The following is a 25970-nucleotide window of genomic DNA, read 5'->3' as shown; positions in this document are numbered from 1 at the left end:
TCAAAAAACACAGCTGACCTACAGGTCCGCGCATTTACCGGCCGGCCTCAGGCATGTACATTTCAGTTGCTGATAGTTTTCTTGGTTGTATATACAGTTTGTTTTTTCAGAATTATACAGAAATTTTATCTGATTTAGATATTTTATGATTGATCTGTCGGACCTGCCGCCACGAGTCTCTTAAGGCGGTCATGTCATGTTCCCACCGCGTTATTTTTAGTCACTCACGCGAGAACGATTCTATTATAACTGTATTGTTCCCGGATTGCAAGGAGTACTGCTATATAAATATGATATACCAAAACCATATATATGGTGAAAAATTCATGATTCAAAACTATATCTTGTTGTTTTTTGAATACAATCTACAAGAAGAATCCCCTCCGGGATCGTCCCGGAAAGCCCCTGAAAAGGCACATCCCGCGAGCCATTTTTCTGCCGTTTTAAGCGTCCAGAAAGCCCGCGGGACTGTTTTCTCTGCTCTTCTTACTTAAATATGTCTGCGCCATTCTTCAAGGCGGTAACGCTGTCTTTTCTTTGCGTCCTCCAGTTGTGCCAGCATTTTCGGAATATCTTCGTTAAAAGTTCCCGCAAGCACTACATAGTTGGACGCGTGGTTTGTCCGGAAGATCGTTCCGGGAGAATCAATGTGTGTTAAAAACAGCTCCATTTCCTCCACGATCTCGTCCGGGGTGATAAGCTCCATCTCCCCGCGTTTTACTTCCTCATTCATCTGGGTCCCCTCATAGAGGCGCAATGTCAGGAAGGAGGCATACTCCGGATTCATCTGATTGATCAGCTCCGCCGACTTGATGGCATGTTCCCGGATCCCTTTTCTTCCGCCGAGGCCGGAGATCAGCGTCACAGAGGTCTTGATGCCGCAGCGCTTCAATTTCTGTCCCGCCGCCGCGATCTGGGCCGCCGTCACATCCTTATGGATATGCTCCAGAACGCGGTCATCGCCGGATTCCGCTCCGATATAGACCATCTCGAGTCCTGCTGCCGCTAAGGCTTTTAAATCTTCCTCGGACTTTGCCAGAACATCCTTTGCAGTCCCATAGGAGGTGATCCGTTCCACATACGGGAAATTTTTGTGGACGTAGGCTAAAAGCTCTAAAAGAAGTTCTGTCTTTACCACCAGTGCATCACCGTCTGCAAAGAATACGCGGCTGACATACGGTCCGTAATAATCGCGGCATTCGTCCAGATCCTTCATGATCTCTTCTTTTGTCCGCACTCGGAATTTTTTCACCCGGTACATGTTGCAGAAGGTGCACCGGTTATGGGCACAGCCCACAGTCACCTGAATAATTAAGCTTCTCGCCTCGCTCGGCGGGCGGTATACGGTTCCTTCGTATTCCATACGATCACTTTCCTTTCCAATTAAAATGCCCCAAGTCTGTCCAGCCTGCTCAGAATATCTGCCCGTCTCTCATCAAACAGCAGATTCTTATTGTATTCAAAATATCGTTCACACTCATTTTCCTGTAAGAACCGCACGGCCGGGACGCTGGAGTTCAGTTCTGTGATAAACACCACCATCTCCTGACTGCTGCCGAATGTTCCTTCCATGAAATCAAAGCCATACTCCAGTGTCTGTCCGGCATGAGCGCACAGATCCTCAAGTTCTGTCCGTTCGTCACCAAACATCTCCCGGAACCGGTCGAATATCTCACCGCCATCAGATAACAGTTCTGCTTTCACAGTCTGTAGATACCGATTCATGGCCGCTGTGATATCGACACAGCGATACTTTTCCGACCTCGTGAGGAGTCCGGCTTTCTGTTTCTGCTCGGATACCGCAGTGAATGCCTCGATCTGCTGGGAAAAGATGGCGATCGGAGTCTGCGGCACTGTCTCTATCGTTTCTCCGGCCTCCGCTTTACCTTCCAAGCTTCTCTTGAATGCTTTCAGCTCTCCAAACAGCACTTCCAGATAATCCTCTTTCTGCGCATAAGCCTTGAACTCCACATCGAGCTTCGCTAAAATCAGGCTGATGATCGAAAGCTTCTCATCAAACGGCGCTTTCGCCGCCTGTTCCATCAGGTGCTCGTCCCGCTTTCCTTCCAGGATCTCGTCGATCTGGTATCTCGCCTGATACTTCTTATATAATTCCAGATAGTTTGCAAAATCTTTCGCGATCCGGGGGTGCTCGATATACTGTACCACAACCTCCCGGTCGCAGGTAAGCCCCACCTTCTCGCAGACCTTCAAAAATCCGGAGAGGTCTTCCCATCCACGAGGTGTCGCGAACACTTTTCCGTCCACGGTGGTCTCCACCTGGTAAAAATACTGCGGCTTTGCGGTGAGGAACGACAGGATCGCCGGATGAATATCCGCCTGTTTCGCGTATTCCTTCCAGACCTCAAAATCTGCCTCCACATCAATCTTTTTGATGCGGTCCAGGGTCGCAATATCGAATTCCCGCACGGATTTATTGTATTCCGGCGGGTTTCCTGCCGCCACGATGATCCAGCCATCCGGGATCTTATGATTTCCGAAAGTCTTATACTGCAAAAACTGCAGCATGGCCGGAGCCAGCGTCTCGGAAACGCAGTTGATCTCATCGATGAAGAGAAGTCCCTCGGAGAGTCCTGTGTCCTCGATCTTATTGTAGATCGCCGCAACGATCTCGCTCATGGTATATTCCGTCACATGGACATTCTTCCCGCCGTAAGTCTTCTCCGAGATAAACGGGAGACCGATGGCACTCTGTCTCGTATGGTGCGTGATCGTGTAGGAGACGAGACCGATTCCACACTCCCGCGCCACCTGCTCCATAATCTGGGTCTTTCCGATTCCTGGCGGACCGATGAGCAGCACCGGGCGCTGCCGCATGGACGGGATCTCGTATTCCCCGTGTGCGTTCTTCGTCAGATACACCTGTATCGTATTTTTAATTTCCTGTTTTGCACGCTTGATGTTCATATCTTTTTACTCCGGTATAATTTTTACAGTCCGTGAACCAGCCTGTCAAACCTTTTACTTTCCGTAACTGTTCAGTACCCCCACAGTTACGCGCAAAAATCCATTCCAAATCGGCTATGCCGATAGGATTTTTGCCTTCCATTCTAAGTTTTCTTACGGTCAGCGCAGTAAATGCGCAGACCTACTGAACAGTTACTATTTTCCATCTAATATTTTCCCCACGTCCTCCATCGACTCCGGGTCCAGAATCACCTTCATCGCCCAGGGCGGAACGTCCGCGTCAGTATAATTATCCCGCATAAACACGAAGGCCGTGTCGTAGGGCGGCATTTTCACCGGAAATGTCCCATATCCGTCCGTAAAATAGAGAAGTCCCCGCAACCTGCTGAACTTTCCCGCCTTGATCATCTGGTCCACATGCAGGAATGCCGGGCGGAAATCAGTCCCGCCCATGCCATGGAGCTCCATGTGGTCCATATAATTCCGAAGGTCCTCCTCGCTCTCGATCTTCACATCCTGCCGTACTTTATCGTCGCACTGCAAAATGTGGATATTGACCTTCTTAAAGAAGCTCTCCGACTGAGCCAGCACCCCGTAGGTCTCTTCCAGGAATTTCTTCACCAGCTCCCCGGAACATGACATCGAAGTGTCGATAACGACCACAAAATCCTCGATCCGCCGGACTTCCTTCGTCTCAAGGGGCTCGATCAACGGCATATTTCCGTATAACTGCATGCCATAATTGTAGAATACATAGTCGAACGCATCCGGATCGATCTGAACCGTCTCCTTCAGCACCGAAAATTTCCGCAAAAATTTCCGGTAATCGTACCGCTCCCGGTTTTCCACCGCCAGCTGGTCCATCAGCTCCTTGGAGTCATCCGCCGCCTCGTTGGAAAACGCCTCCATCTCCGCCTGCATCTTCTCCCGCTTGTCATCCCAATCGTTTTTTCGGTTCCGGTTGGGATTCGGGGACTTTTTCTCGTCCTCTTTCTCCCATCTGGAATGATCGTCCCGGCAAAATTCCCGGCAGAGCCGCTCATATTCGATCTCCGAAAGCTCCAGCTTCTGCATGGTGTGGTAGATACTCTCCGCGTTCAGTACCTTGATCTTTTTCTGCAGCCGTCCGTAGAATTCTGCCCGCACCGGGGACATTGGCAGGTGGACGCAGGGCTTGTGGATCCCGTCGATCAGGGACTCCACAGCGATATCACATGCCAGATTCCAGTATTCCTCCGTCCGCTTTTTTCTAGACCATGGGTGGACAAAAAGGCAGTGGAGGGTCTCGTGCAGGATCATACGATTTACATAAACAGGATTTCTCCGGTACCAGCCGCAGATGTATCCCGTCTCAAAGGATAATAAGGTTCCGTCCGTTCCGATTCCCTTGATGCTGTTGTCCGCCACCGGGAACAGGCCGTTTAAGGCCACGTCGAGAAACCGCATGGAAAGATACAGCTCATTTCTCGCGTTCCGTATGATCTCAACGCCGATCGCCGCCAGTTCTTCCAGCGCGCCCTGCTCTCTCAGGATCGGCGACCATGCCGCATCTTCTCTCATGACGATTTCTGACCTCCTCACAAATCAAAATCAAACTTTTTCTTCTTTACGCCAAACTTCTTCCTCTGGATCTCCATAAACATCCCCGAAAGCTCCGGCAGATGCTTTTTCGAGATCTCCGTGATCAGCCCCGACATCTTATCCGCCGTCAGCGGATTCTTTTCCGGTGTCAGATACTGCCCTGCCAGCCATTTCACCATCTCCGGGTCCTCAAGGCTGCCGAGAAGTACTTCATAAAGATTCTCCATAAGAAACTTTTCATATTCCTTTTTCGCGCTCTCCCACAGTCCTTTCGGATACTGCAGCCGGGTCACCGCGATCTTCGATGCCATGAGAACCGATTCCTCTGCTTTTTCATACACAAACATTTTATCATACCTGTCAAATCGGAATTTTCGTCCCTCAAAACAGTAGCGGTACTTCTGCCCTGCACCGTGGATATTGGATACCGTGATCCTGGCGGGCGTATTTTCCACCGCCTCGTCGTAGTATTCCGGGAAGATCACACGCGCAGTCTCTGTCTCCCCGTTCTCTTCCTCAAAAGTACTTGAAGCCAGCGATGTTCGTTCAAAGTCCGTGTCTCTCTCGTCCTGCATTCGATTTTGTCCGCCCTGTATAAACACATGCACTGTGACTCTCTCATTGATCTCCGTCACAAAATCCCTGAGCGCCGACTCTTCATCCACCCCCATATGCACAGTCAGACTCCTGATATTCCGGCAGCCCGTAAACACACCGCCGCCGACTTCCCGGAGTGCCCCGTAAAAATGGATCTCTTGAAGCTTCTCACATCCATAAAATTCATATCTTCCGATCCGGGTGAGTGTCCGCGGTAGATAGACTTTCTCCACCGTGCTCCCCGAAAATACCTTGTCTGCCAGCTCTGTCACCGGGAGTCCGCCCAGACTTTCCGGTACCACGCAGACGGCGCCTGGTGCCAAAAGCTTTGTCACACAAGCGCCCCCATTTTTCTCTTTAAATTCAAATTCAACATCCATATTCCAGTTACACTTATTATAATTGTTCAGCAGACCAGCGCAATTAGTTCACAGACCTGCCGAACAGTTATGCTTATTCTTCAATCAGTTTATTTAACTTTCTCATCGCACTAAACCGGTAATAGTATACCAGGAATGCCAGCGAAGTGATACTCCAGCTTAACGGATAACTCGTCAGCGTTGTATACAGCCCCGGATGGACCGCGCCCGCGCCGAATACCCAGAGCACACGCAGGATACATGTACCGACACAGATGATCAGCATCGGGATCAGGGCATCGCCCACACCGCGCAGAGTACACGGATATACGTTGACGCAGATATAGCAGAACCAGAACGGTACCAGGAAACAAAGGATGTTCATGCTCTCAGCCATAACATCCACATCGTTCGTAAAGAGACTGATCAGAACCGGTCCCGCCGTAAACATAAACAGACCGAGTGCCGCCGTGATGATCGTCGACATGAGAAGTCCCACGTAGGTTCCCTTCTTTAAACGTCTGATCTTGCCCGCACCGAAGTTCTGACCCGCAAAGGTCGTCACGGAGATTCCCATGGCATCCATAGTCATCCAGAAAATACCGTCGATCTTTCCGTAAACCGCCCAGGACGCGATCGTATTCGTTCCGTATCCATTGATGTTTGCCTGAATCAGGATATTGGAGATCGAGTACATCATGGACTGGAGTCCCGCCGGAAGACCGATCTTTATGATCCTCTTTAATAATACCGGCTCCACACGGAGTTCCTTCGGGATAAAACGGTAAGATTCTTTTGTCCGGATCAGCGTTATCATAACGAGTACTGCCGATAAAAGCTGGGACATGATCGTCGCAAGCGCCGCCCCGGCAACTTCCATATGAAAACAGACTACAAACAGGAGATCCAGAGCAATATTGGTCAGGCAGCTCGCCACAAGAAAATACAGCGGTCTCTTAGAATCTCCCACAGCTCGCAGGATCGCAGCTCCCATGTTATAGACCAGATTTCCAATGATACCCAGAAAATAGATCCTGAGGTATGTAACAGAATATCCAAGGATCTCTTCGGGAGCACCCATAGCCCGGATCGCAGCCGGAGTGAAGATCTCACCGATCACTAAGAGTGTCACACCGCCGGCCAGCGCCAGACAGAACGATGTGTGGACCGATTTCTGCACCTGCTGGTCTTCCTTTGCCCCATAGAACTGGGATACGACAACGGCCGCGCCGGAGGACATTCCGACGAAGAAGCCAACTAACAGGTTGATCAGCGTTCCTGTCGTACCCCCTACCGCGGAAAGTGCTTCTTTTCCAACGAATTTTCCAACGATCATGGCATCTGCCGTGTTGTAAAGCTGCTGGAAAAATGTCCCGAACAGGATCGGAAAGAAAAAAAGCAGAAGCTGCTGCCAGATCACACCGTCCGTGATCCCGTTGTAGCCTGCCGGATGATTCTTCTTAAGTGTCATATCTTCACCCTCTACAAAATCCGCCATGCATGGCGCCCGTTTACGGTCTTCTCTGAATGCATGGCAATTGATACTTCCGCCCTGTATCTGTATCTGTCGGCTGCGGACACAGGGCGGAAATATGATCGATCAAAGGCAGGCTCTTTCGCCGCCTTTAAAGGTTCTTTTTATGATTACAGGAGATTCTTTCTGAGTTCCTCGCCGCTCTTTGCGGAAAGGTATGCCGGCGGAATATCAAGAATGGTCTTGCATCCGCTCATTCCCTCCTGCTTCATGCGGAATGCGGCGCGGGCACAGCAAACGATCACGGATGAAGTAAATTCCGGGTTGGAATCCAGTTTCAGGCGGTACTCGATCACATGTGCATTCTCCTTGTTCCAACCGGTCCTTCCGTTTCTGATCACGAAACCGCCATGCGGGAGTGTGGAGTGGTCACGCTTCATCTCTTCCTCGCTGATGAAATGAACCGTTGTGTCATAGTCGGAGAAGTAGTTCGGCATCGTCACGATTTCTTTCTCGATGCGGGCAAGATCAGCGCCCTCTTCCGCTACGACGAAGCACTCTCTCGTGTGTTTCTCTCTCGTTGTGAGTTCCGGGGTCTCGCCGTTTCTGATCTTCTCTAACACGCTCTCAACCGGTACTGTGTACTGTCTCGCGTCCTTCACGCCATTGATACGGCGGATCGCGTCAGAATGTCCCTGACTTACGCCCTTGCCCCAGAATGTATAGTCTTTTCCATCCGGGAGAATTGCGTTTGCGTATACACGATTTAAGGAGAACATGCCCGGATCCCAGCCTGCGGAGATCACTGCTACATTTCCTGCTTCCTTTGCCGCTGCATCGACAGCTGCAAAATGCTCCGGAATTCTCGCGTGTGTGTCAAAGCTGTCCACTACGGTGAAATATTTCGCATACTCCGGTGTCTGCACCGGAAGATCTGTCGCACTTCCGCCGCAAAGGATCAGGACATCGATCTTATCTGTCATATGTTTCGCTTCGTCCGCATGGTAAACCTTTGCGTCTTCGGTCAGGATCCTTACATTTTTCGGATCTCTTCTTGTAAATACTGCCGCAAGCTCCATATCCGGATTCTGTTTGATGGCGCACTCAACGCCGCGTCCAAGATTTCCATAACCCATAATTCCGATTCTGATCGTCATATTGTTCTCCTCTTCTTTCTTTATTTAATGTCGCTATCTCCATTTTACCAATAGGCCGTTATAGTGTCAATTGAAATAAGTTTAACGAATTTGTCTCCTGTTTCTTCCAGATACACCTGCAAAACCTGCCACCAGAAGGTTCTTCTGGGAACACGGTAATGAAAAAAGAAACAACGGAATCCGAAATCCTTTTTCTCAAAGATCCCTGAGTCCGTTGTTTACATATTTTTTAATATATTAATGTTTTTCCCTTTTCATAAGCACAAACGCAACGCCCGCCGTGATGAACTCTGATACAGTCACCGTAAGCCAGATTCCGTCTACACCAAAGAGTGCCGGGAGAAGGAACACGAACACGCTGTTTAAGATCACTCCGCGGAGCAGTGTGATCGTTAAAGAAAACCGCGGTCTCACAGTAGACTGGAAATACATTCCGCTGATGATGTTCCACTCGCTGACTAAGAAGCAGAGGAAATACAGCCGGATCGCCGGGACCGCCATTGTGAGGATCTCCGGTGTCGGGTCCAGAAACAGATAGGACAACTGTACCGGGATCAGCATGCCGATCGCAGTGAATATGAAGCCTGCGGCAAATCCGGTCCGGACTCCCAGCTTTCTCGCCTCGCCGACTCTCTTCAGGTTTCCCGCGCCAAAGTTCGCGGAGAGCAGCGGCTGTACTGCCTGAGCGATACCGTTGGAAATGGACGATGCCACAAGCGCGGTGTTTGTGATGATTCCATAGACCGTGATTCCCATCTCTCCCACGTAAGCGAGGAGCTGGCGGTTAAACAGCAGCATCACGAAGCCGTTGGAGATCTCCAGAATAAAGCTTGCGAGCCCATTTCCGAGCACCTCCGGCACCCGTCTCCACACATCGCTAAATTCCAGCTTCAAGTGGTTATCTTTCGAGAAAAAATGGCTTGCGAGGATCAGCACCGTGAGTGTCGTTCCGGTGGCTGTCGCCAGCGCCGCACCTCCCATTCCCCATTTCATGATAAAAATGTATACATAATCCAGGATCACATTGGTGACGCCTCCGCTGATCACGCCCGCCATGGCAAGCTTCGGCGCACCGTCATTTCGGACGAATGCCTGAAGGAATGAAGACAGGGCAAACATGGGAGCCGCTGTTGTAAGCACAGTTCCGTAAGGCACGGTGTATTCATTTAAGAGTGGGGTATTTCCCATAAAAGTAATCAGAGGGTTGAAAAAGATTCTTCCCAATATCAGAAAGACTGCTGACAGAGCAAGCACCACACAGAGTGCCGCCGTAAAATAACTTCTGGCGCGTTTTTCATCGCCGCGTCCTCTGGAAAACCCAAAGAGAACGCTGCCGCCGACTCCGCACATCATTCCGATCCCGAAATATGTGTTGTAGAGCGGCAGTAAAATATTCATCGCCGCAATACCGGAACCACCGACTCCGCGTCCGATCATCATCGTGTCCGCCAGAATATAAATGGAGGTCACGAGTGTTGCGCTGATGGACGGCACCAGGTAACTGAAAAATACCTGGCGGACCGGGGATTCCAGCATGTTGATCTGTTTCATAAGTGTTGCTCCTCAATATTCTTCAAAATGTATTTCGATATACCTTGTTCTTCTTTCTAACAGCAATATTTCAGCAGCTCTTTTTGCAAAGCTGCTGATTTCTTAGTCTGCGATGTTAAAATTCGTCCTTGCATATCCTGCCAGCGTGTCTGCCATCTTTTTTCCATACTCTGCGGCAAAATCATCAAGGACTCTTTCAGCGATCCGTGTCCCCTCTTCCCCGAAGATTGCTTCACAAACTTCCCGGTATGCCCAGTAGGAGTGAGCGCAGTGGTACTCGAAAGATCTGAGGCCTGCCGGATTTTTTGCCATATTGGACTCCGGCGTCAAACCGGCGTTTCGGATCGTCTGTATACAATAATCATGGTCATGGAGTGTCTGGGAGACCTCATAGCGAATCTCCGGGTTGAAACCTCGGGAAATGGACGCATCCAGGTCCTTACAATAGAGAAGCCCCGCTTCCGGGAGTCCCATATTCTTAAACTGGGTGTGCCACGGACAGACATGGATGTGGATCTGAAAGTCCGGGCTTAAGCTTGTCGTCTCGGACTGGTTTCCGAGTCCTTGTGCTTTCACCTCTTCCGTGTTGACCCACTCACCGTACTGGCAGTATGTCTCATAAGTCAGAGGTTTTCCGTCCCGGATCGCCCGCTGTGCCATCCGACGTCCACGCTGTTCGCCGTAATATCGGGTGGCATGCAAAAATGCCGCCTCGCCGCGGTCACCGAAGATTTCCTTCAGGTAAACATAATATTTTGCCGCGATAAACGCGTGTGACAGTTCTGTAAATCCCATAATGCTTCCTCCCGTCCCATATTCTATTCTTCTGCTTCACCATAGCGCTCTGGCTTGTATACAAAGTCCATGCTGCGGACAGACTCATTTTCCCGCATGACCAGATATCCGCATGCTTCTTATTTCATCTCTCCAAGAATATCCGACAACTGCGCAAACTGTGCAAGGCTTAACGCCTCGCCGCGGATCGTCGGAGTGAGTCCCATCTCTGCGATCGCTGCCGCGATCTGTTCCTTTGTATACGGAAGTTCAGGCGCATTTCCGAGACCGTTCTGCAGCGTCTTTCTTCTCTGATTGAAGGACGCGCGGATGATCTTAAACATCAGGGCAGGATCCTTCACCTCCACCGGCATCTCCTTATGTCTTGTAAGCCGGATCACCGCTGATCCCACATTCGGGCGCGGGATAAAGCAGTTCGGCGGTACGTTCGCTACGATCTCCGGCTCCGCGTAATACTGGACAGCCAGGGACAGAGCGCCGTAATCCTTGGACCCCGGTCCTTCCTTCATGCGGTCCGCAACTTCCTTCTGGACCATGACGGTAATATTGTCGATCGGCACTCCGCTCTCAAAGAGCCCCATGATGATTGGGGTCGTGATATAATACGGCAGGTTCGCAACGACCTTGATCGGCTTTCCGCCGTTGTATTCCTCGGCCAGTGCCTTGATATCGACTCTTAAGATATCCTCGTTGATGACGGTCACGTTGTCGTAATCCGCCAGTGTCTCCTTTAAGATGGGGATCAGGTTCCGGTCGATCTCAACAGCTACAACATGTCCGGCATTCTCCGCAAGGTACTGGGTCATGGTTCCGATTCCCGGGCCGATCTCAAGAACGCAGTCATCCTTTGTGATCCCGGCTGCAGAGATGATCTTCTCCAGTACATGGGTATCGATCAAAAAGTTCTGACCGAACTTTTTCTGAAACATGAATTCATACTTCTGTATGATTTCTATGGTATTCTTTGGGTTTCCCAGATTCGCCATTTATTTCTCTCTTTCTATTTTGGACTGCGCTTTTGCGCAGGTGCTTTTATTTACGCGAACAACGAGCCAAAGTCCGCGCTTGCGCGAGACCTTGGCGACTGTCGCGATAACAAGGGGAAACTCGCGAAGCGTGTTTTCACTTGTTGCATGAGGTGCATCTTGTATACAAAATTTGATACTATTCCGATATTGCAGTCCGATCGGTCTGATCGTCCCGAAACTCCTACTCTGTGATCCGATACAGCGCTCTAGCGTTCTTCGCCGTCTCCCGGATGATCTCTTCCGCGGAAACGCCCTTGATCTCCGCCAGCTTTTCCACTACATACGGAAGATTTCCGGAGAAATTTCGTTTTCCCCGGTTCGGCACCGGGGCCAGATACGGACAGTCCGTTTCCAGAACGATCCGGTCGAGCGGCGCATATTCTGCCACTTCGATCAGTTTTTTCGCGTTTTTAAAGGTCAGCACTCCGCCGATCCCGATATAATATCCCATATTCAGGTATTCTCTCGCCATCTCCACTCCATAGGAGAAGCAGTGGATCACGCCGCCGGTGGCACCGTTGTGTTCCACCTTCATAATATCTAACGTGTCCTTCGCCGCGTCACGGCTGTGGATGATCACCGGGAGTCCCGTCTTCTTTGCGACCTCAAGCTGCGCCGAAAACCAGTGTTTCTGGATCTCCCGTTCCGGCTCGTCCCAGTAATAGTCAAGACCGATCTCACCGATCGCCACAACCTTCGGATTCTCTGCCAGGGATTCCAGCCACTTCATATCCGCGTCCGTAAGCTCCGCCGTCTCGTTCGGATGCACACCCACCGCCGCATACATGAAGGAATGCGTCTCAGCTAATGCCAGAGTTGTTTTTGTCGATGCAATGCTCGCGCCGACATTCACAACGGTTCCGACTCCCTGTTCTTTTAATCCCGCGAGGACTTCCTCCCGGTCCGCATCAAATGCCTCATCGTCGTAATGGGCATGTGTGTCAAAAATATAGTCCATTCTTTCTGTCCTCAAGTCATATGTCGTTTTCTTTTTCATCCGGTGCCGGCATCTGTATGACTTTTTACACAATCTCATTTTTTACAGTCCCACAGCCATCTTGATTCCCCGGATCACCAGCAGATGCAACGGATAAAACAGATAGAAAATCCTTCCGTTCCCACCGCCTTTTTCTCCATTGTAACGGTTTATCAGGAAAATTGCAACGCAAGCCGCAGCGCCATAGAAATCCATATACATACAAAATAAAAACACAATGCAGACAGCCGTGCGAAGCTGTGGTTCCGTGCGCAATGTATACAATATAACGATCAGCAGTACGCCCATAAAACCATAATCCGTTTTCAGACAATAAGCCGCCAGTCCAAAAGGAACCGCCGCCAGAACCCGGATATACCGCTCATATTCCAACGGAAATCTCCTCTGTCCTACCGCCTTCCTGCCGCCATCTCCTGTTTTTTTCCTGTTTCCGTATGACACTCCAGATCCGGTCCCACAGATCAGATCTCCAGCCCAGACTGCCAGAAGTCCCAGAAGTAATGTGAACACCGTATTCTGATCCGCCGGAAAAAGCCATGTTCCCCCCGCCACAAGATCAAAGGGGATCTCCGAAATAACTGCCAGCAGAAGCAGCCTCAGCGCATACCATCTCCGGTCTCTCGTATGCGCCGCACCCTCCGCGATCATAAACGCAAAGAGAGGAAAAGCCACACGCCCCACAAGGCGCATGGCTGTCCCACAGAGACTCCAGGCAACGCCCGAAGCCAGTTCTGACTGTTCAATAAGCCCAACGGCCGCATGGTCGATGACCATGCTGACCAGGGCAATGTTTTTTATCTGTTCCGCCGAAAAGCAAAAGCGCACTTTCACTTAGCAGACCTCAGAACCGGACTTGATATCCTTTGCCGGTGTCATTAATGCAAGGTTGCCCTCATCATCCTCCGCGCAGAGGATCATGCCTTCCGATAACATGCCTGCGAGCTTCGCCGGTTTTAAGTTCGTAACGACCATAACCTTTCTGCCGACCATATCTTCCGGTTTATACCATGCCTTGATTCCGCTTAAGATCTGTCTTGTCTCAGAACCGATCTTAACCTGGGAGCAAAGTAATTTTTTGGACTTCGGAACCTCTTCACACTTCACGATCTCACCGATCTGGAACTGAAGCTTTGCGAAATCATCATATGTGATCTCCGGCTTCTTCTCAACGTCCATGCCCGGCTTCTCTTCTTCCTTCTTTTCTTCCTGTTTCTCTGCTGCGGCTGCTGCCTTCATGGCCTCAACCTTCTCCATAACGTCCTTGATGTCCATACGGGCAAACAGGATCTCCGGCTTCTCTGTAACCTTGTTTCCGTTCGGGTACAGACCGAAGGTATTCATGTTCTCCAGCGATCTCTTCTCTGTGTTTAACTGAGCGAGGATCTTCTCAGAAGTTTCCGGCATGAAGGAGAATAACAGGGACGCACCGATGGTGATCGCCTCTGTAAGATTGTAAAGAACGGTTGCAAGACGGTCCTTCTTTGCCTCGTCCTTTGCGAGTGTCCACGGAGTTGTCTCATCGATATATTTGTTGCTGCGGCGGAAGATATTGAAGATCTCTGTGATCGCGTCTGCAACGCGGAGCTTGTTCATCTTCTCGTCTACTTTCTTGACCGTCTCAAGAACGGTTGCCTTTAACTCTTCATCCACCGGCTCTGCAGCGCCCTTGTTCTCGACAATTCCGCCAAAATATTTATTTGTCATGGAAACGGTACGGTTTACAAGGTTTCCAAGGATGTTGGCAAGATCAGAGTTCATGCGCTCAACCATAAGATCCCAGGAGATCACGCCATCGTTCTCAAACGGCATCTCATGAAGTACGAAGTAGCGGACTGCATCTACACCGAAGAAGTCAACGAGCGTATCTGCATAGAGGACGTTTCCTTTGGACTTACTCATCTTGCCATCGCCCTGTAACAGCCACGGATGTCCGAATACCTGCTTCGGAAGCGGAAGACCGAGAGCCATTAAGAAGATCGGCCAGTAAATGGTATGGAAGCGGATAATATCTTTACCGATCAGGTGAAGGTCTGCCGGCCAGTATTTCTTAAACTTCTCGTCGCTGTTTCCGTCACAGTCATATCCGATTCCCGTGATATAGTTGGTCAGCGCGTCAAGCCATACATAGGTAACGTGCTTCGGATCAAAAGTGACCGGAATTCCCCACTTGAAGGAGGTTCTGGATACGCAAAGATCCTGAAGTCCCGGAAGCAGGAAGTTGTTCATCATCTCGTTCTTTCTGGATACCGGCTGGATAAACTCCGGATGCTCGTTGATGTACTCGATAAGCTTCGGAGCATATTTACTCATGCGGAAGAAATATGCCTCTTCCTTTGCCGGCTGTACCGGACGTCCGCAGTCCGGGCATTTTCCGTCTACGACCTGGGACGGAGTCCAGAAGGACTCACACGGTGTGCAGTAAAGTCCCTCATAATGTCCTTTGTAGATATCGCCCTGATCATATAATTTCTTGAAGATCTTCTGGACCTGTTTCTCATGGTAATCATCTGTGGTACGGATGAATTTATCATAGGAAGTGTTCATGAGGTCCCAGATCTCCTTGATCTGTCCTGCTACGTTGTCAACGAACTCCTTCGGAGTCACGCCTGCGTCCGCAGCCTTTAACTCGATCTTCTGACCGTGCTCGTCGGTTCCTGTCTGGAAGTAAACGTCATAGCCCTGTTCTCTCTTGTAGCGTGCGATCGCGTCCGCCAATACGATCTCATAAGTGTTTCCGATATGCGGTTTGCCGGATGTATAGGCGATCGCTGTGGAAATGTAGTATGGTTTCTTACAGTTTGTACACATGGATTGATTCCTCCTGTTTTTTATCTCTTTTTACGGCTTTTCTCCTGCCGGTGTTTTATGCTGCTGCATCTATACAAATGGATCCTGGCACTTTCAGAGCCCTTGCGCGGCCGTTTACGCCAACCTGCCACCTCGCACAAGTGTGCGTTTTGGGCACATTCGTGCCTTTTGTTTAACAGGACGTTCCTTCGGAGTTTCCTGTCAAATAAAAAAAGCCCGTCTTTAATTATTAAAGACGAGTCTCCCCGTGTTACCACTTTAAATTCGGCGGTGCCTCACGGTCATCGCCCTCACCGACTGTCAAAAACAGCCTGACACGCTAACGGGCGCTTCCGGCACAGGCTAACACGGTTTCCGCTTTCACCTGCACAGCTCCGGGACCATCTTCTGCCGCCTCTTTGCTCCCCTTTCTCACCAACCGGGGTCTCTGAAAGCTTCCTTTCGGCATACTCTTCCCTTCCAAGCTTTTTCCATATGATGCCTTTAGTCTATCCTGTTCGAATAAATTTGTCAAGGTATCGTTTGTTTTTCCGGCGTTTTATGTTGCAGTTCAGCCATGCATCTTCATCTAAACCATCGCATAAATGAACTCTAATATTTTTATTGATTTTTTATCCGCAAAAGACTACACTGTGGTTACCAAAAAACTTTTTCACAGATCTTTGCATCGGTATCCTGCGGATCTGCGGCATCTCTTAACTCTGGAGAAATGAGCTTATGAATCATACATTACTTAACAATCAGGAACGCGCAAGACAGCTCCGGATCCGGGGCGAAAATATCACGATCCTTCTGCTCGCCGTCTTTTCCTTTTTCCTGTTCCTTTTAACCTTTTTCCCGTTTTCCAGGATCTCGAAGGCCATGCAGGGATCCTTTGAGATGGGGCGCATGGTTCAGCGTGCCTTTTCCATTGTTCTTTTCGTATTGTCCCTGCAGTTATGGAAGAGAAAACAGAACGCATGGACAATCTCCGTGGGGATCTTTGTCCTCAATTTTCTGCGCGGACTCATCGGAATGGGACATCCGCTGCACAACGGGATCATGATTCTCGACCTTTTCTTATTTATCCTGTTTTTCATCACGCGGAAAGATTTCTGCTGCCCGGCCGGACGCGGAAACCGCCGACAAACACTGCTTCTGGCACTTTTTGCCATCATCGGTGTCCTCATAAATGTAGGGATCACCTGGCACTATATGCGGCTCGGAACCGCGGACGGTGCTTCTGTCTCCTTTGCCGACAGCTTCACTCTGGGAATCAGTATGATCTTCGGCATGGGAAGTCTTCCCGCGTCTATGGCTGACCGCCATGGAACGGAGTTCGTCCTGTTCTGGTTCAGCTGGGGCTGTATTCTCGCCGCTATTCTCTGTGCCGTGCGCCCGTGGATTCAGAAACAGGCCCACGGATCCCAGGAAATCCAGCATGCCAGAACACTTTTAAATCTTTACAGCCAAAATCCCTGCTCCTATCTTGCACTGGAGGATGACAAATGCCTGTATTTTGGTCACTCAGTCTATGGCGTGCTTCCTTATGGAACTGTCGGTGACACCATCGTCGTAAACGGTGATCCTGTGTGCAGAGATGAGGACTTTCCGGCTCTCCTGACGGAATTCAGAGAATTCTGTCAGAACAGCGCCCACAATATCTTCTTTCTCGGCCTGACTGACTATTATCTCAGTGAATACGAAAAGCAGGGGTTCGGTCTTGTAAAGAGCGGTGAGGAAGCGCGTTTCAAACTCACCGATTACGAGATCAGCGGCAAAAAAGGCGCGAAAATGCGCATGAACATCAACCATGCCACAAAAGCCGGTGTCACCGTCCATGAATACAAGGTCCTTGAGAAACGCAATCCGGCTCTTGACCGGGAATTCGACCGGATCACCGATGAATGGCTGGATGGCAAGAAGAGCGGCATGCTCCAGTTCACCATGGGTACCGTAGGGCTTGAGGATCCGATGGATAAGCGTTATTTCTACGCATTAAATTCTGATGGAAAAATGGTTGCCTTTATCGTCTTTGTTCCATTTCTTGGAAAAAACGGCTACATGGCAGATGTGACAAGGCACGGGAAAGACGCGCCCAGCGGAGTCATGGAGACGATCATATACGAGGCATTTCAGGTATTCAAGGAAGAAGGCATCGGCTATGGCAGCCTCGGTGTTGCCCCTCTGGCAGGATTAAGTGCCGAGAGCAAAAATCCGATGGAACGTCTTCTGCAGTTTATCTATGACCACTTAAATGCCTGCTATGGATTCCGGGATCTTTACCGCGCGAAAGAAAAGTACAGCCCCACCGAATGGGTTCCGTCCTACTACGCATATCTTCCGAAATATCCGACACCGGGCATGCTCTACGCCGCTGTCGAGATCCAGAATCCACACGGGATCCGCGGTTACATTCTGACTCTTCTTAAGGGAGAACTGCACAAATGGAAAAAATGACCTGCCGTCAGGGAATGGCGGATACGCCTCAGGTGTGGATCTATTATAAGGAAAGCGGGCGCGGCACTCCCATCTTAATGCTGCACGGAAACGCGGAGACGCACCTGATCTTTGATTATTACGAAAAAAAGCTGTCCATGAAATACCGTGTCATTCTCATGGACAGCCGCGCCCACGGGCGCTCACGGATCAAGCCGGAATACGCGGAATCAGAGTTCACTACCACAGATATGGCGAGGGACGCAGCAGCGCTTCTGGATATCCTTCATATCCCGACCTGTATTCTTTTTGGATTCAGCGATGGGGCAAATATCGCCTTGGAATTCGCATCCCTGTTTCCGGATCGGACTCGTGCCGTGATTGCCATCAGTGGAAATGTCTCACCGGATGGGCTGATTCTTCCTGTCCGGGCTTTTTGTGTGGGGAAATACTTCTGTCTGAAAGCGGCGACAAGTCTGTTCCGGGAAATCTGCAAAAAAAATCCTGCCGCTTCCTGCATCCTTTCATGTCTTTTCCGTCATCAACAGCTCGCTTCCCTGCTCTGCAATTCTCCCATGATGTCCCGGGAGCAGCTTGAAAATGTCCAGGCGCCGGTTCTCCTGATCGCCGGAACGAGAGATCTGGTGAATGTCTCCCACTCCCGCCTTATGGCCCGGCTGATTCCCCGGGCGCAGTTAGTTTTGATCAAGGGGGCGACCCATACGTCCATGTTTGGGTGTAAAGCGTTTTATTTGAAAATCATCCATGATTTTCTGGACAAATCACAAGCATAACAATAAGCCCTTTTCTCTTTCTCAACAATAAGTCCCGGCACCTCCACCGGTCGGTCATTTTTTATCGCTGTATAGTTCTGTTTTTACCGGCAAAGCATATATTGAACCAAATGGCTGTTTCTTCCGCGCCTGGTCAGCCAATATTTTTCGGAGGTCCGAAGATCTATGGCTTTTAAAACATTCCGCCTTGCTATTGCCGCTTTAGTTTTGACCGTTTTCATTACTGCCTGCCAGAATGACCGGATCTCCCGGGCCCTTTCCCCGGAGACCGGGGAATTTTATTCCTCTGACGCTCTTTCCTCTACCCGATCCGGTCATTCCGAAGAGGAGCGAAAGCTTCAGGCAGATTTCGACGCCTTCTGCACGGAACTGTTTCGAAAAGAGATGGAGTCTTCCGGCACTCTGGATCTTCACTATACGCTTCTGCACCCGGAAAATTATGGAATTGATGCTGAAGATGCTGCTCTCGGTACATACCGTCTGTCGGAGCTCATAAAAAACAGCCGTGAGATTCATGACCTGAAGGAAAAGCTCTCCGAGTTTGATCCCCATATGCTGCCCGATGACCAGCAGATCCTCTATGACTCCCTTTTCGAGAGAATTGAGACCGGTCTGATGGCAGAAGGTTTAGAACTTTATGATCAGCCTCTCGCTCCCACCATCGGGATCCAGGCACAGCTTCCGATCCTGCTGGCGGAGTATTCTTTTCACTCGCTTCAGGATGTGGAAGATTATCTCACTCTGCTTTCCCAGCTTGATTCCTATTATGGGGATATCCTCTACTTTGAAGAGCAGAAGGCGGCTGCCGGACTCGGACCATCTGATGCCTCGATTGAACGGATCCTGGAATCCTGTCAGAGTTATCTCATAGATCCCGTGAACAATTTTCTCACGGAAACCTTTGAGACACGGTTAAATTCTCTTTCCACAGATATTTCCCTGTCGGAACAGCAGAAAAATAATTTCCGCTCCCGCCATCTTGAGGTCATAAAGAACTCGTTTCTTCCCGCTTACCGCCATCTGATCGATGGGCTCTCCGGATTAAAGGGACGCGGTATCAATGAAGGTGGGCTCTGCGGATTCCGGAATGGCAGACGGTATTATGAATATCTTCTACGATCCGGTCCCGGCCTTTCTTATAATATAGAAGAATTAAAGGCAGCTCTGTCTGACCGGATGCAGAAAGATCTGGAAACGATTTCTTCTCTTTCGAAAAAGACAGGTCCTGATCTCTCCTTCCGCCTTACCGATCCACCTGCGATTCTGGCTGATCTGCAGACACAGATGTCCGGAGATTTCCCGGTTCTTTCCGAAGCCTCAAAAAAATATGAGATCCGGTACGTTCCCGCGCAGCTGGAATCTACGTTAAGTCCAGCGTTTTATCTTACTGCACCCCTTGACGATCCCACCCGGAATGTGATTTATATCAACAATGGCAGCACCAGCGCAAAAGACGAACTGTACCCAACACTCGCCCATGAGGGCTTTCCCGGTCATCTCTACCAGACCGTCTATTTCCGGGAACACACACACAATCCTCTGGCGGCCCTGCTCACCTGTTCCGGGGCAAATGAAGGATGGGCAACTTATGTAGAACAGCTGTCCTACTTCTATGATAATGGTCTTTCTGAAGAAAACAGCGCTTATCAGGCCGCCATGCGGTCCTTTTCTCTCTGTTTTCACTCACTTTTAGATATCGGGATCAATTATGACGGCTGGTCAAAAGACCGGGCTGCCGCCTTTGTCCGCACCTGCTTTGACGCGGATGATGCGCTGGTGGAAGAACTCTGGCAGACCCTGATCGACAATCCCACAAATTATCTGGAGTACGCCGGCGGATATGTGGAGATCATGGAGATGCGGGAGGAAGCAGAAAAAAAGCTGGGGAACCGATTTTCCGCGAAGGAATTCCATAAGTTTCTTCTCGATCTCGGTCCTGTGCCGTTTTCGGTGACACGGAAATACTTCAAATTATGGCTTCGACAGGTATAACCAGTAAAAAAATTCCCTGTTACTCAAAAAATAAAGTGTGTAAGTTTTTGCCTCAACTTACACACTTTATTTACACATTCTTTTTAATCGGATGTTCTAAAACTTAAGCGAAATATCCTTTTTCTTCCAGCTTCACAAGCGTACGGTAAACCATTTCTGTTCTCGGTTTGATGGTGTGAACCTCACATGGCTAAAGTCACGTGCTTCTCAGCCGTTTTAAACGGCAAGACTAAATATCGGCGGATACACCTGTAACTTAGAATTCGTGCGGATACGCACTTTTTCCATGCCGGATACGGCTGGTTTCCACATTTCAGGTAGTCCGCTGGATATCTGTCTGTGGTTATGCCGCTTTTAAGTTGTTTACTTCTACATGAAGCTTTCTTAAATCTGCATAAACACAGGAGGTTCTACGCTTCACTGCAGGTACTTTTGCCTCCAGTGAAGACCTTTCCGTTTCCGGAAAGGGTTTTAAAAGCTCCCGTATAAAATATCTCGCTCCGATATTATAGGTTGCTGACAGGTCGCAGTTGTACTGTTTTCCTGTCCGAAAGGTGCATAGGCTATGGTTCTCCTGATTTCTTACTACCGCTCCGCTTCCGTCACAGGCCAGCCTGCTGGTGTTCCGGGCACTGACTCTGGACACACGAGTCCCGTTCCGATGTGCCTGATGTTCACACAGCTTCTGAATATCCCGTTTTCTCCATAAATGAAGCTTTTGTTTCTTTTTTCCGGATATTTTTCCCTGCATTTCCAGATACTCAAGCACAATTACATCGGCCTGATACTCTGCGGCATATTTCGTGATCTCCGCAGCTATTTTGCGGGACAGCTCCATATTCAGCCTTTTTGCATAATCCCATCGGCTTTGGACCTGTTCGGAGGAATGTTCTCTCTGAAAACGGCGGATTCTGCCAAGCACATGATACAAATGGTCTTTATCACTGGGGAAATTTATAAATTTCCGTCCCAGGATAGTGCCATCTGCACGCATGATGCTGCAGACCGCATCCGTATTGATTCCTATATCAACGCTGCATATTACCTGTTCTTTTATCGCTGTTTTCGATAAGCTTACTTCCTCCGTATAAGAAAACCGAAGGAAATATTTATGATGTTTCTTTTCCAAAGTAGGGGCAGATGCCTTTTTCCTATTCCATTTTTTTCGCAGATATTCCATATCGGTATGAAGTAATTTTACCTGAAACCACTTCCACTCACGCCCATCAAACAGCTTTAAATGTGCCACATCTTTTCCCGGTTCTGCTTCCTTATACATGACATCCCGATAGAATACCGGCATCGCATGATTCTCACAGACCAGCTTCGGCTTTCCCCTCAGTTCTCCTTTTTTCCACAGATCAAGCCGTGTGTAATAGGAAGACACCGCTCCGAGTGCGTGTTGGATCGCCGATCTTCTCAGATAGGAGGGCATCTTAGGAAAGTGACAGTCAAACGCAAATCGGGCATGATTCTTTTTTGTTTCATGCACCAGATGCTCCGCTTCATTAAAGCGTTTTTGTGGATTCCTGATTTCAGAAAGTTCTTCCCAGGTCTCTGCATACACCGGAATCAAATAGGAAACTGCTTTCCGGAAAATATCCAGTGTCGCACGGAGCGGTATATTCTTTTTATTAATTTCTACTCCATAGCTGGATACAATCTGCATAAAGTTTCCTACTTTCTTTTTTCCTTCTCTTTTTGTCCCTCAATGTATGCTATTACCTGATCCCTGCTTCGGTCACTCACGGTAACTGCACAATAGGATGGATTCCACAAATGTCCTCCCCACAGCTCCTGTTTTAGTTCCGGATGCGAAAGAAATAACTGACGTGCCAGATTCCCCTTCATAATCTTTATCATATCTGATATAAAGAATTGCGGTTTACAATCCAGAAGTAAATGAATATGATCCGGCATAACCTCCATTGCCAGAATCTTAAATTTGTATTCCTTCGCAAGCTCATACAGCATCCTTTTACATTCTGCATCTATCCCATTCTTCAGAACCTGTTTTCGATATTTCGTGCACCAGACAAGATGGTACTGTAAAGAATACACATATCCTCTACCATATGAAAGTGCATTTTCCTTAATAGTAAATATATCTTTTTCCATGTTTTAATTATATCATATGTTTCTATATATAGCAAACACTAGTTCTGTATTTTACAAAAAGGGTTGGCACGCCTAACTCATCACTAAAGTAACGAGAATGCGGTGTGCCGTTTTTCAATTTTCAGCGTAAAAATAAACCCGGGGATGGCAATTCTTAGATTGGACTTTTTAAAATGGCTATGATAAACTGTTACCAGTATATGTTTCGGGTTTTTATAGGGATCAAACGGTTAGGGTGAACCGTAACTATTGGCACAAGCGCTTTAAATATATAACTTGACAAAACAAGAAGCGCTGGAAGCGAAAGGACTAAAAAATGAAAATAGCGTTACTATCAACGTCGTATCTGGAATCTTTTTATAAAAAAGAGCTGAAGGAACTTGACCTCGCAGATATTATTGATGTTTATGTGTACTATACATATGAACATGTTGTGGATCTATATCGTCAGATCTCCGAACAGTACGATGGAATTCTGGCCGGAGGAACCGCCCCGATGCGGATCATTCAGAAAGCCTACCCGAAGCACAAACCAATGCGGAACATTGAATGTGGTATCAGTAATTTCTACCGCGAAATTACCAGAGTCATTTTCGAATATCAGGATTTTACACTGCAGTATGGATACTTTGATTTCTGTGATGTTATGTGTCCGGATAATGCAAAAAGTCTGATTGAAAAAATGAGGCAGGGAAAATTTGAGGACTGGTTTGAAAAGAATCAGGAGTTTATAAATCAGGTGCCGCCCAATGAAATCTGGGATTCTCTGGAGGCAAAACGAAATAAGCACATTGAACTCTGGAAGAGCGGAACCGTTAAATACACGCTGTCCAGACGAAGCCTGATCGTTCCTGACCTTTTAAAGGCAGGTGTAAATTGCCGCTTTGTCAACTGTAATCAGGACGATATTTTAAAGAGCAGTGAGCTTCTGATGCATGACATCACGATCCAGAATCTGAAGAAAAACCGCCCTGCGGTGATCGATATCAAGCCTTATCCAAATACAGAAGAAAACAGGCAGAAAATCCAAAAGTGCCTGATGTCATACAGTAAAAAATATCTCTGTGACTTCCTGCAGGAAGACCAGGATGATTTTATTCAGGTGTTTACGAATCACCACTCCGTGGAGAAGCTTACCTGTGACTTTCAGACCTGCACGTTGAAAACGTATCTCGAGGAAAAATGTGATTTTCGCGTCAGTATCGGATACGGATTAGGAGAAAGTCTCCAGGATGCCGTTTCCAACAGCCTGTATGCATTAAAAGAATCCATGAATACAGTGGATTATAACAGTTATCTGATCAATGTGAAGAAAAACAAGATCGGTCTGTTTGGAGATGGAAGACTGGTAGCCTTTTCAAGTGACGTTTCCCCTCAGATTTTGAATCTGGCCGAAGAAACAGGGTTATCTACCCTGACCATTCAGAAAATTTTAAAAGCTAAGGAAATATTAGGCGATACGGATTTTACTTCCCAGGATCTGGCTGATATTCTCCATATCACACTTCGAAGCGCCAATCGAATGTTGGATAACATGGTGCGTTATCATATGGCCGCCCTCTTATACCATCGTCAGAAAGGAACAAAGGGAAGACCACAGAAAGTATATCGGATCATCCATGAATAGCTGCACCCGGCAACCTGTTGCAAAACATATTGTAACTATTCAGTACCTTCATAGTTACACGCAAAAATCCATTCCATATCAGCTTCGCTGATGGGATTTTTGCCCTCCAGCCTATGTTTTCTTACGGTCAGCGCAGCAAGTGCGCAGACCTACTGAACAGTTACAACATATTACATAAATCAAACATAACAGGAGGACTTTTCAATGAATGAGATCATGAACAACATACTGACAAGAAGAAGCATCCGGAAATTCACTGATGCACCTGTGTCCAGAGAGATTCTGGATGATCTGGTGCAGGCTGCGCTCCATGCGCCGAGCGGATGTGGAAAACAGACCTGGAAATTTACAGTTATCACAAATAAAACAGCGATCAGGCGGCTGGCAGACGCGATCGAGACGACCTTAGACCGCCCCGGCTACAACATGTACTGCCCAACGGCAATCATCATGCCCTCGAACCTCCGTGACAGCATCTGGGGAAAAGAGGATGATGCCTGCGCCCTTGAAAACATCTTTCTGGCTGCCCACTCCTACGGTGTCGGTTCTGTATGGATCAACCAGCTCCAGAATATCTGTGATACTCCGGCGATCCGTGACATCTTAAATGATTTTGGTATTCCGGCCGATCATGTAGTCTATGGGATGGCTGCTTTAGGCTATCCGGATCCGGATACTGAGATCCAACCGAAAGAGCGGATCGGAAAAGTTGCCTATATCGAATAAGCAAAAACTTTCCGGCGCCGCTGTTCACCGCGGCGCCAGTCTTTATACACATCCAGTTACAGACACAAAAATACCTGGTCAGAGTGAAGTAATCCATCTCTGCCAGGTATTTTTATCCGGATCTTTGTGCTGATCTACTCTACGTACCCCGCATTCCAGAAGTAGAGTCCGCTGTAATTATTTAAGCCTTTCACATGATCATTCCATGCATAATTCGCAATATAATGACCAAAATTGATGACTGCCAGATAATCCCAGGAATACTCCTGAACTTTCTCCCAGGCCGCCTTCGCGTCATCCATGTTTGTGGAGGTATTCATGTCATTTAAAAGACTCTGCAGGGTTTCATCATCGTTCCAGCCCGCGTAATTCGGTCCAAAGTAAAGCTTTAAGGACGGAATCGGAACCTGTGAAAATGTGCAGATATATATCCAGACGAAATATTGTTCTACCACAGGTTTATCCAGCCCCATCTTCGCCCGGAGCGCCGCGATATCTTCCACCGTGGCCTCAGCGCCAAGAATAGAAGCTGCCGGATCACCAGGTGTCAGGTGCACTACTGAAAAGATAACGACGGATACGATGATCAATACTGGAATAATGGAAAGTAACCGTCCTACGATGAATTTTCTCATATTGTCCTCTCCCTTCTTGCTATCCAGAAAAAACAAATAAAAAAGCACACAATGCGTCTTTTGATACGCCATTGTATGCTCAACAGTTATCTTTTTTCTTTTTGTTTTTTCTGCTCCTGTAATTGCGTTTTATTCTACTGTCCATAATTGGATTTGTCAATTAACGATTATGCATATATATTCAGACTATTTTGCCAGTTCATTTAGTTGTTTTTTACAATGTGCCTGGAAATTTTGTTCAGAGTAAACTATTGACTCTCTTTAAATTAATATGTGTTTTGTGAATTATTCTTAATTTCTTAAAGTTGTTTTTGTTTTTACTTTATTTTCTTAATTGCTATTTTGCATTCACTGCCACTACAAAGGTGATAGTTATTAGACTTCC

The 25970-nt window shown here is 48.3% G+C and carries 20 protein-coding genes and 1 other annotated feature; of the genes, 5 read left to right on the top strand and 15 right to left on the bottom strand.

The features are described 5' to 3' along the window. Nucleotides 1-490: 490 nt before the first annotated feature. The 12 genes from DXA87_RS08005 to metG form a co-directional block, all read right to left on the bottom strand. Nucleotides 491-1363 (bottom strand): radical SAM protein, encoded by an 873-nt coding sequence (locus tag DXA87_RS08005; RefSeq protein ID WP_117469974.1) that lies wholly within the window; start codon nucleotides 1361-1363, stop codon nucleotides 491-493. A gap of 20 nt (nucleotides 1364-1383) precedes the next feature. Then, entirely contained in the window at nucleotides 1384-2928 is a 1545-nt protein-coding gene (locus DXA87_RS08000) for a MoxR family ATPase (protein ID WP_117503793.1), read from the bottom strand. A gap of 195 nt (nucleotides 2929-3123) precedes the next feature. Continuing rightward, nucleotides 3124-4488, bottom strand: coding sequence for a VWA-like domain-containing protein (locus DXA87_RS07995; protein WP_117503791.1), 1365 nt, complete (start codon nucleotides 4486-4488; stop codon nucleotides 3124-3126). 17 nt (nucleotides 4489-4505) lie between these two features. After that, entirely contained in the window at nucleotides 4506-5441 is a 936-nt protein-coding gene (locus DXA87_RS07990) for a leucine-rich repeat domain-containing protein (protein ID WP_158553051.1), read from the bottom strand. 118 nt (nucleotides 5442-5559) lie between these two features. Beyond that, on the bottom strand, nucleotides 5560-6936 hold the full coding sequence (locus DXA87_RS07985; protein ID WP_117503824.1) for an MATE family efflux transporter: 1377 nt from the start codon (nucleotides 6934-6936) through the stop codon (nucleotides 5560-5562). Between the two features lie 173 nt (nucleotides 6937-7109). After that, the gene (locus DXA87_RS07980) at nucleotides 7110-8096 is read right to left on the bottom strand and encodes a diaminopimelate dehydrogenase (protein WP_117503788.1); all 987 of its coding nucleotides are present in this window, start codon (nucleotides 8094-8096) and stop codon (nucleotides 7110-7112) included. Nucleotides 8097-8333: 237 nt separating this feature from the next. Continuing rightward, nucleotides 8334-9647 carry an MATE family efflux transporter gene (locus DXA87_RS07975; protein WP_117503785.1) on the bottom strand — a complete coding sequence of 438 codons (1314 nt, stop codon included), beginning with the start codon at nucleotides 9645-9647 and terminating at the stop codon, nucleotides 8334-8336. A gap of 102 nt (nucleotides 9648-9749) precedes the next feature. After that, a complete protein-coding gene (locus tag DXA87_RS07970; protein WP_015553983.1) occupies nucleotides 9750-10442 on the bottom strand; it encodes an L-2-amino-thiazoline-4-carboxylic acid hydrolase in 693 nt (230 codons plus the stop codon). Nucleotides 10443-10561: 119 nt separating this feature from the next. Next, on the bottom strand, nucleotides 10562-11428 hold the full coding sequence (gene rsmA, locus DXA87_RS07965; protein WP_117503783.1) for a 16S rRNA (adenine(1518)-N(6)/adenine(1519)-N(6))-dimethyltransferase RsmA: 867 nt from the start codon (nucleotides 11426-11428) through the stop codon (nucleotides 10562-10564). Nucleotides 11429-11651: 223 nt separating this feature from the next. Further along, entirely contained in the window at nucleotides 11652-12428 is a 777-nt protein-coding gene (locus tag DXA87_RS07960; RefSeq protein WP_242998023.1) for a TatD family hydrolase, read from the bottom strand. An 81-nt stretch (nucleotides 12429-12509) separates the two neighbouring features. Next, on the bottom strand, nucleotides 12510-13298 hold the full coding sequence (locus tag DXA87_RS07955; protein WP_117503779.1) for a TraX family protein: 789 nt from the start codon (nucleotides 13296-13298) through the stop codon (nucleotides 12510-12512). Next, nucleotides 13299-15275: a methionine--tRNA ligase gene (gene metG / locus DXA87_RS07950; protein ID WP_021905796.1), complete on the bottom strand. Its 1977-nt coding sequence runs from the start codon at nucleotides 15273-15275 to the stop codon at nucleotides 13299-13301. A 228-nt stretch (nucleotides 15276-15503) separates the two neighbouring features. After that, nucleotides 15504-15746, bottom strand: a binding site (T-box leader). A gap of 246 nt (nucleotides 15747-15992) precedes the next feature. On the opposite strand from metG, the gene DXA87_RS07945 reads away from it, so the two are divergent. From DXA87_RS07945 to DXA87_RS07935, 3 genes are all read left to right on the top strand, one after another. Further along, nucleotides 15993-17714: a DUF2156 domain-containing protein gene (locus tag DXA87_RS07945; RefSeq protein WP_117503777.1), complete on the top strand. Its 1722-nt coding sequence runs from the start codon at nucleotides 15993-15995 to the stop codon at nucleotides 17712-17714. Then, nucleotides 17702-18487: an alpha/beta hydrolase gene (locus DXA87_RS07940; RefSeq protein WP_117503774.1), complete on the top strand. Its 786-nt coding sequence runs from the start codon at nucleotides 17702-17704 to the stop codon at nucleotides 18485-18487. The genes DXA87_RS07945 and DXA87_RS07940 overlap by 13 nt, the downstream gene beginning before the upstream one ends. Before the next feature lie 165 nt (nucleotides 18488-18652). Continuing rightward, entirely contained in the window at nucleotides 18653-20479 is a 1827-nt protein-coding gene (locus DXA87_RS07935) for a DUF885 domain-containing protein (RefSeq protein ID WP_117503772.1), read from the top strand. Nucleotides 20480-20822: 343 nt separating this feature from the next. Here the strand turns inward: DXA87_RS07935 and DXA87_RS07930 are convergent, their stop codons facing one another. Together DXA87_RS07930 and tnpA are read right to left on the bottom strand one after the other, a co-directional pair. Beyond that, nucleotides 20823-22148, bottom strand: a complete 1326-nt coding sequence (locus DXA87_RS07930) for an IS200/IS605 family accessory protein TnpB-related protein (protein WP_117503770.1) — start codon at nucleotides 22146-22148, stop codon at nucleotides 20823-20825. Nucleotides 22149-22156: 8 nt separating this feature from the next. Further along, complete coding sequence (gene tnpA, locus DXA87_RS07925; protein ID WP_117503768.1) at nucleotides 22157-22597, bottom strand: IS200/IS605 family transposase; 441 nt, start codon at nucleotides 22595-22597, stop codon at nucleotides 22157-22159. 316 nt (nucleotides 22598-22913) lie between these two features. On the opposite strand from tnpA, the gene DXA87_RS07920 reads away from it, so the two are divergent. Further along, on the top strand, nucleotides 22914-24224 hold the full coding sequence (locus DXA87_RS07920; protein ID WP_117469960.1) for a hypothetical protein: 1311 nt from the start codon (nucleotides 22914-22916) through the stop codon (nucleotides 24222-24224). A gap of 204 nt (nucleotides 24225-24428) precedes the next feature. After that, the gene (locus DXA87_RS07915) at nucleotides 24429-24950 is read left to right on the top strand and encodes a nitroreductase (protein WP_117503766.1); all 522 of its coding nucleotides are present in this window, start codon (nucleotides 24429-24431) and stop codon (nucleotides 24948-24950) included. Between the two features lie 134 nt (nucleotides 24951-25084). Here DXA87_RS07915 and DXA87_RS18130 read toward each other — a convergent pair whose 3' ends face one another. Next, nucleotides 25085-25585, bottom strand: coding sequence for a hypothetical protein (locus tag DXA87_RS18130; protein WP_181968310.1), 501 nt, complete (start codon nucleotides 25583-25585; stop codon nucleotides 25085-25087). Between the last annotated feature and the right edge of the window lie 385 nt (nucleotides 25586-25970).

The organism is Desulfotomaculum sp. OF05-3, from assembly GCF_003435535.1.
GTDB classification, from domain to species: domain Bacteria; phylum Bacillota; class Clostridia; order Lachnospirales; family Lachnospiraceae; genus Pilosibacter; species Pilosibacter fragilis.
The sequence above is the reverse complement of the archived record's forward strand: the minus strand, read 5'-3'. Positions and strand labels throughout refer to the sequence as shown.

Excerpts from the sequence above, each read along its gene's own strand:
- DXA87_RS08005 (WP_117469974.1), bottom strand. The coding sequence starts at position 1,363 with ATGGAATACGAAGGAACCGTATACCGCCCGCCGAGCGAGGCGAGAAGC.
- DXA87_RS08000 (WP_117503793.1), bottom strand. The coding sequence starts at position 2,928 with ATGAACATCAAGCGTGCAAAACAGGAAATTAAAAATACGATACAGGTG.
- DXA87_RS07995 (WP_117503791.1), bottom strand. The coding sequence starts at position 4,488 with ATGAGAGAAGATGCGGCATGGTCGCCGATCCTGAGAGAGCAGGGCGCG.
- DXA87_RS07985 (WP_117503824.1), bottom strand. The coding sequence starts at position 6,936 with ATGACACTTAAGAAGAATCATCCGGCAGGCTACAACGGGATCACGGAC.
- DXA87_RS07980 (WP_117503788.1), bottom strand. The coding sequence starts at position 8,096 with ATGACGATCAGAATCGGAATTATGGGTTATGGAAATCTTGGACGCGGC.
- DXA87_RS07975 (WP_117503785.1), bottom strand. The coding sequence starts at position 9,647 with ATGAAACAGATCAACATGCTGGAATCCCCGGTCCGCCAGGTATTTTTC.
- DXA87_RS07970 (WP_015553983.1), bottom strand. The coding sequence starts at position 10,442 with ATGGGATTTACAGAACTGTCACACGCGTTTATCGCGGCAAAATATTAT.
- rsmA (WP_117503783.1), bottom strand. The coding sequence starts at position 11,428 with ATGGCGAATCTGGGAAACCCAAAGAATACCATAGAAATCATACAGAAG.
- DXA87_RS07960 (WP_242998023.1), bottom strand. The coding sequence starts at position 12,428 with ATGGACTATATTTTTGACACACATGCCCATTACGACGATGAGGCATTT.
- metG (WP_021905796.1), bottom strand. The coding sequence starts at position 15,275 with ATGTGTACAAACTGTAAGAAACCATACTACATTTCCACAGCGATCGCC.
- DXA87_RS07945 (WP_117503777.1), top strand. The coding sequence starts at position 15,993 with ATGAATCATACATTACTTAACAATCAGGAACGCGCAAGACAGCTCCGG.
- DXA87_RS07940 (WP_117503774.1), top strand. The coding sequence starts at position 17,702 with ATGGAAAAAATGACCTGCCGTCAGGGAATGGCGGATACGCCTCAGGTG.
- DXA87_RS07935 (WP_117503772.1), top strand. The coding sequence starts at position 18,653 with ATGGCTTTTAAAACATTCCGCCTTGCTATTGCCGCTTTAGTTTTGACC.
- DXA87_RS07930 (WP_117503770.1), bottom strand. The coding sequence starts at position 22,148 with ATGCAGATTGTATCCAGCTATGGAGTAGAAATTAATAAAAAGAATATA.
- tnpA (WP_117503768.1), bottom strand. The coding sequence starts at position 22,597 with ATGGAAAAAGATATATTTACTATTAAGGAAAATGCACTTTCATATGGT.
- DXA87_RS07920 (WP_117469960.1), top strand. The coding sequence starts at position 22,914 with ATGAAAATAGCGTTACTATCAACGTCGTATCTGGAATCTTTTTATAAA.
- DXA87_RS07915 (WP_117503766.1), top strand. The coding sequence starts at position 24,429 with ATGAATGAGATCATGAACAACATACTGACAAGAAGAAGCATCCGGAAA.
- DXA87_RS18130 (WP_181968310.1), bottom strand. The coding sequence starts at position 25,585 with ATGAGAAAATTCATCGTAGGACGGTTACTTTCCATTATTCCAGTATTG.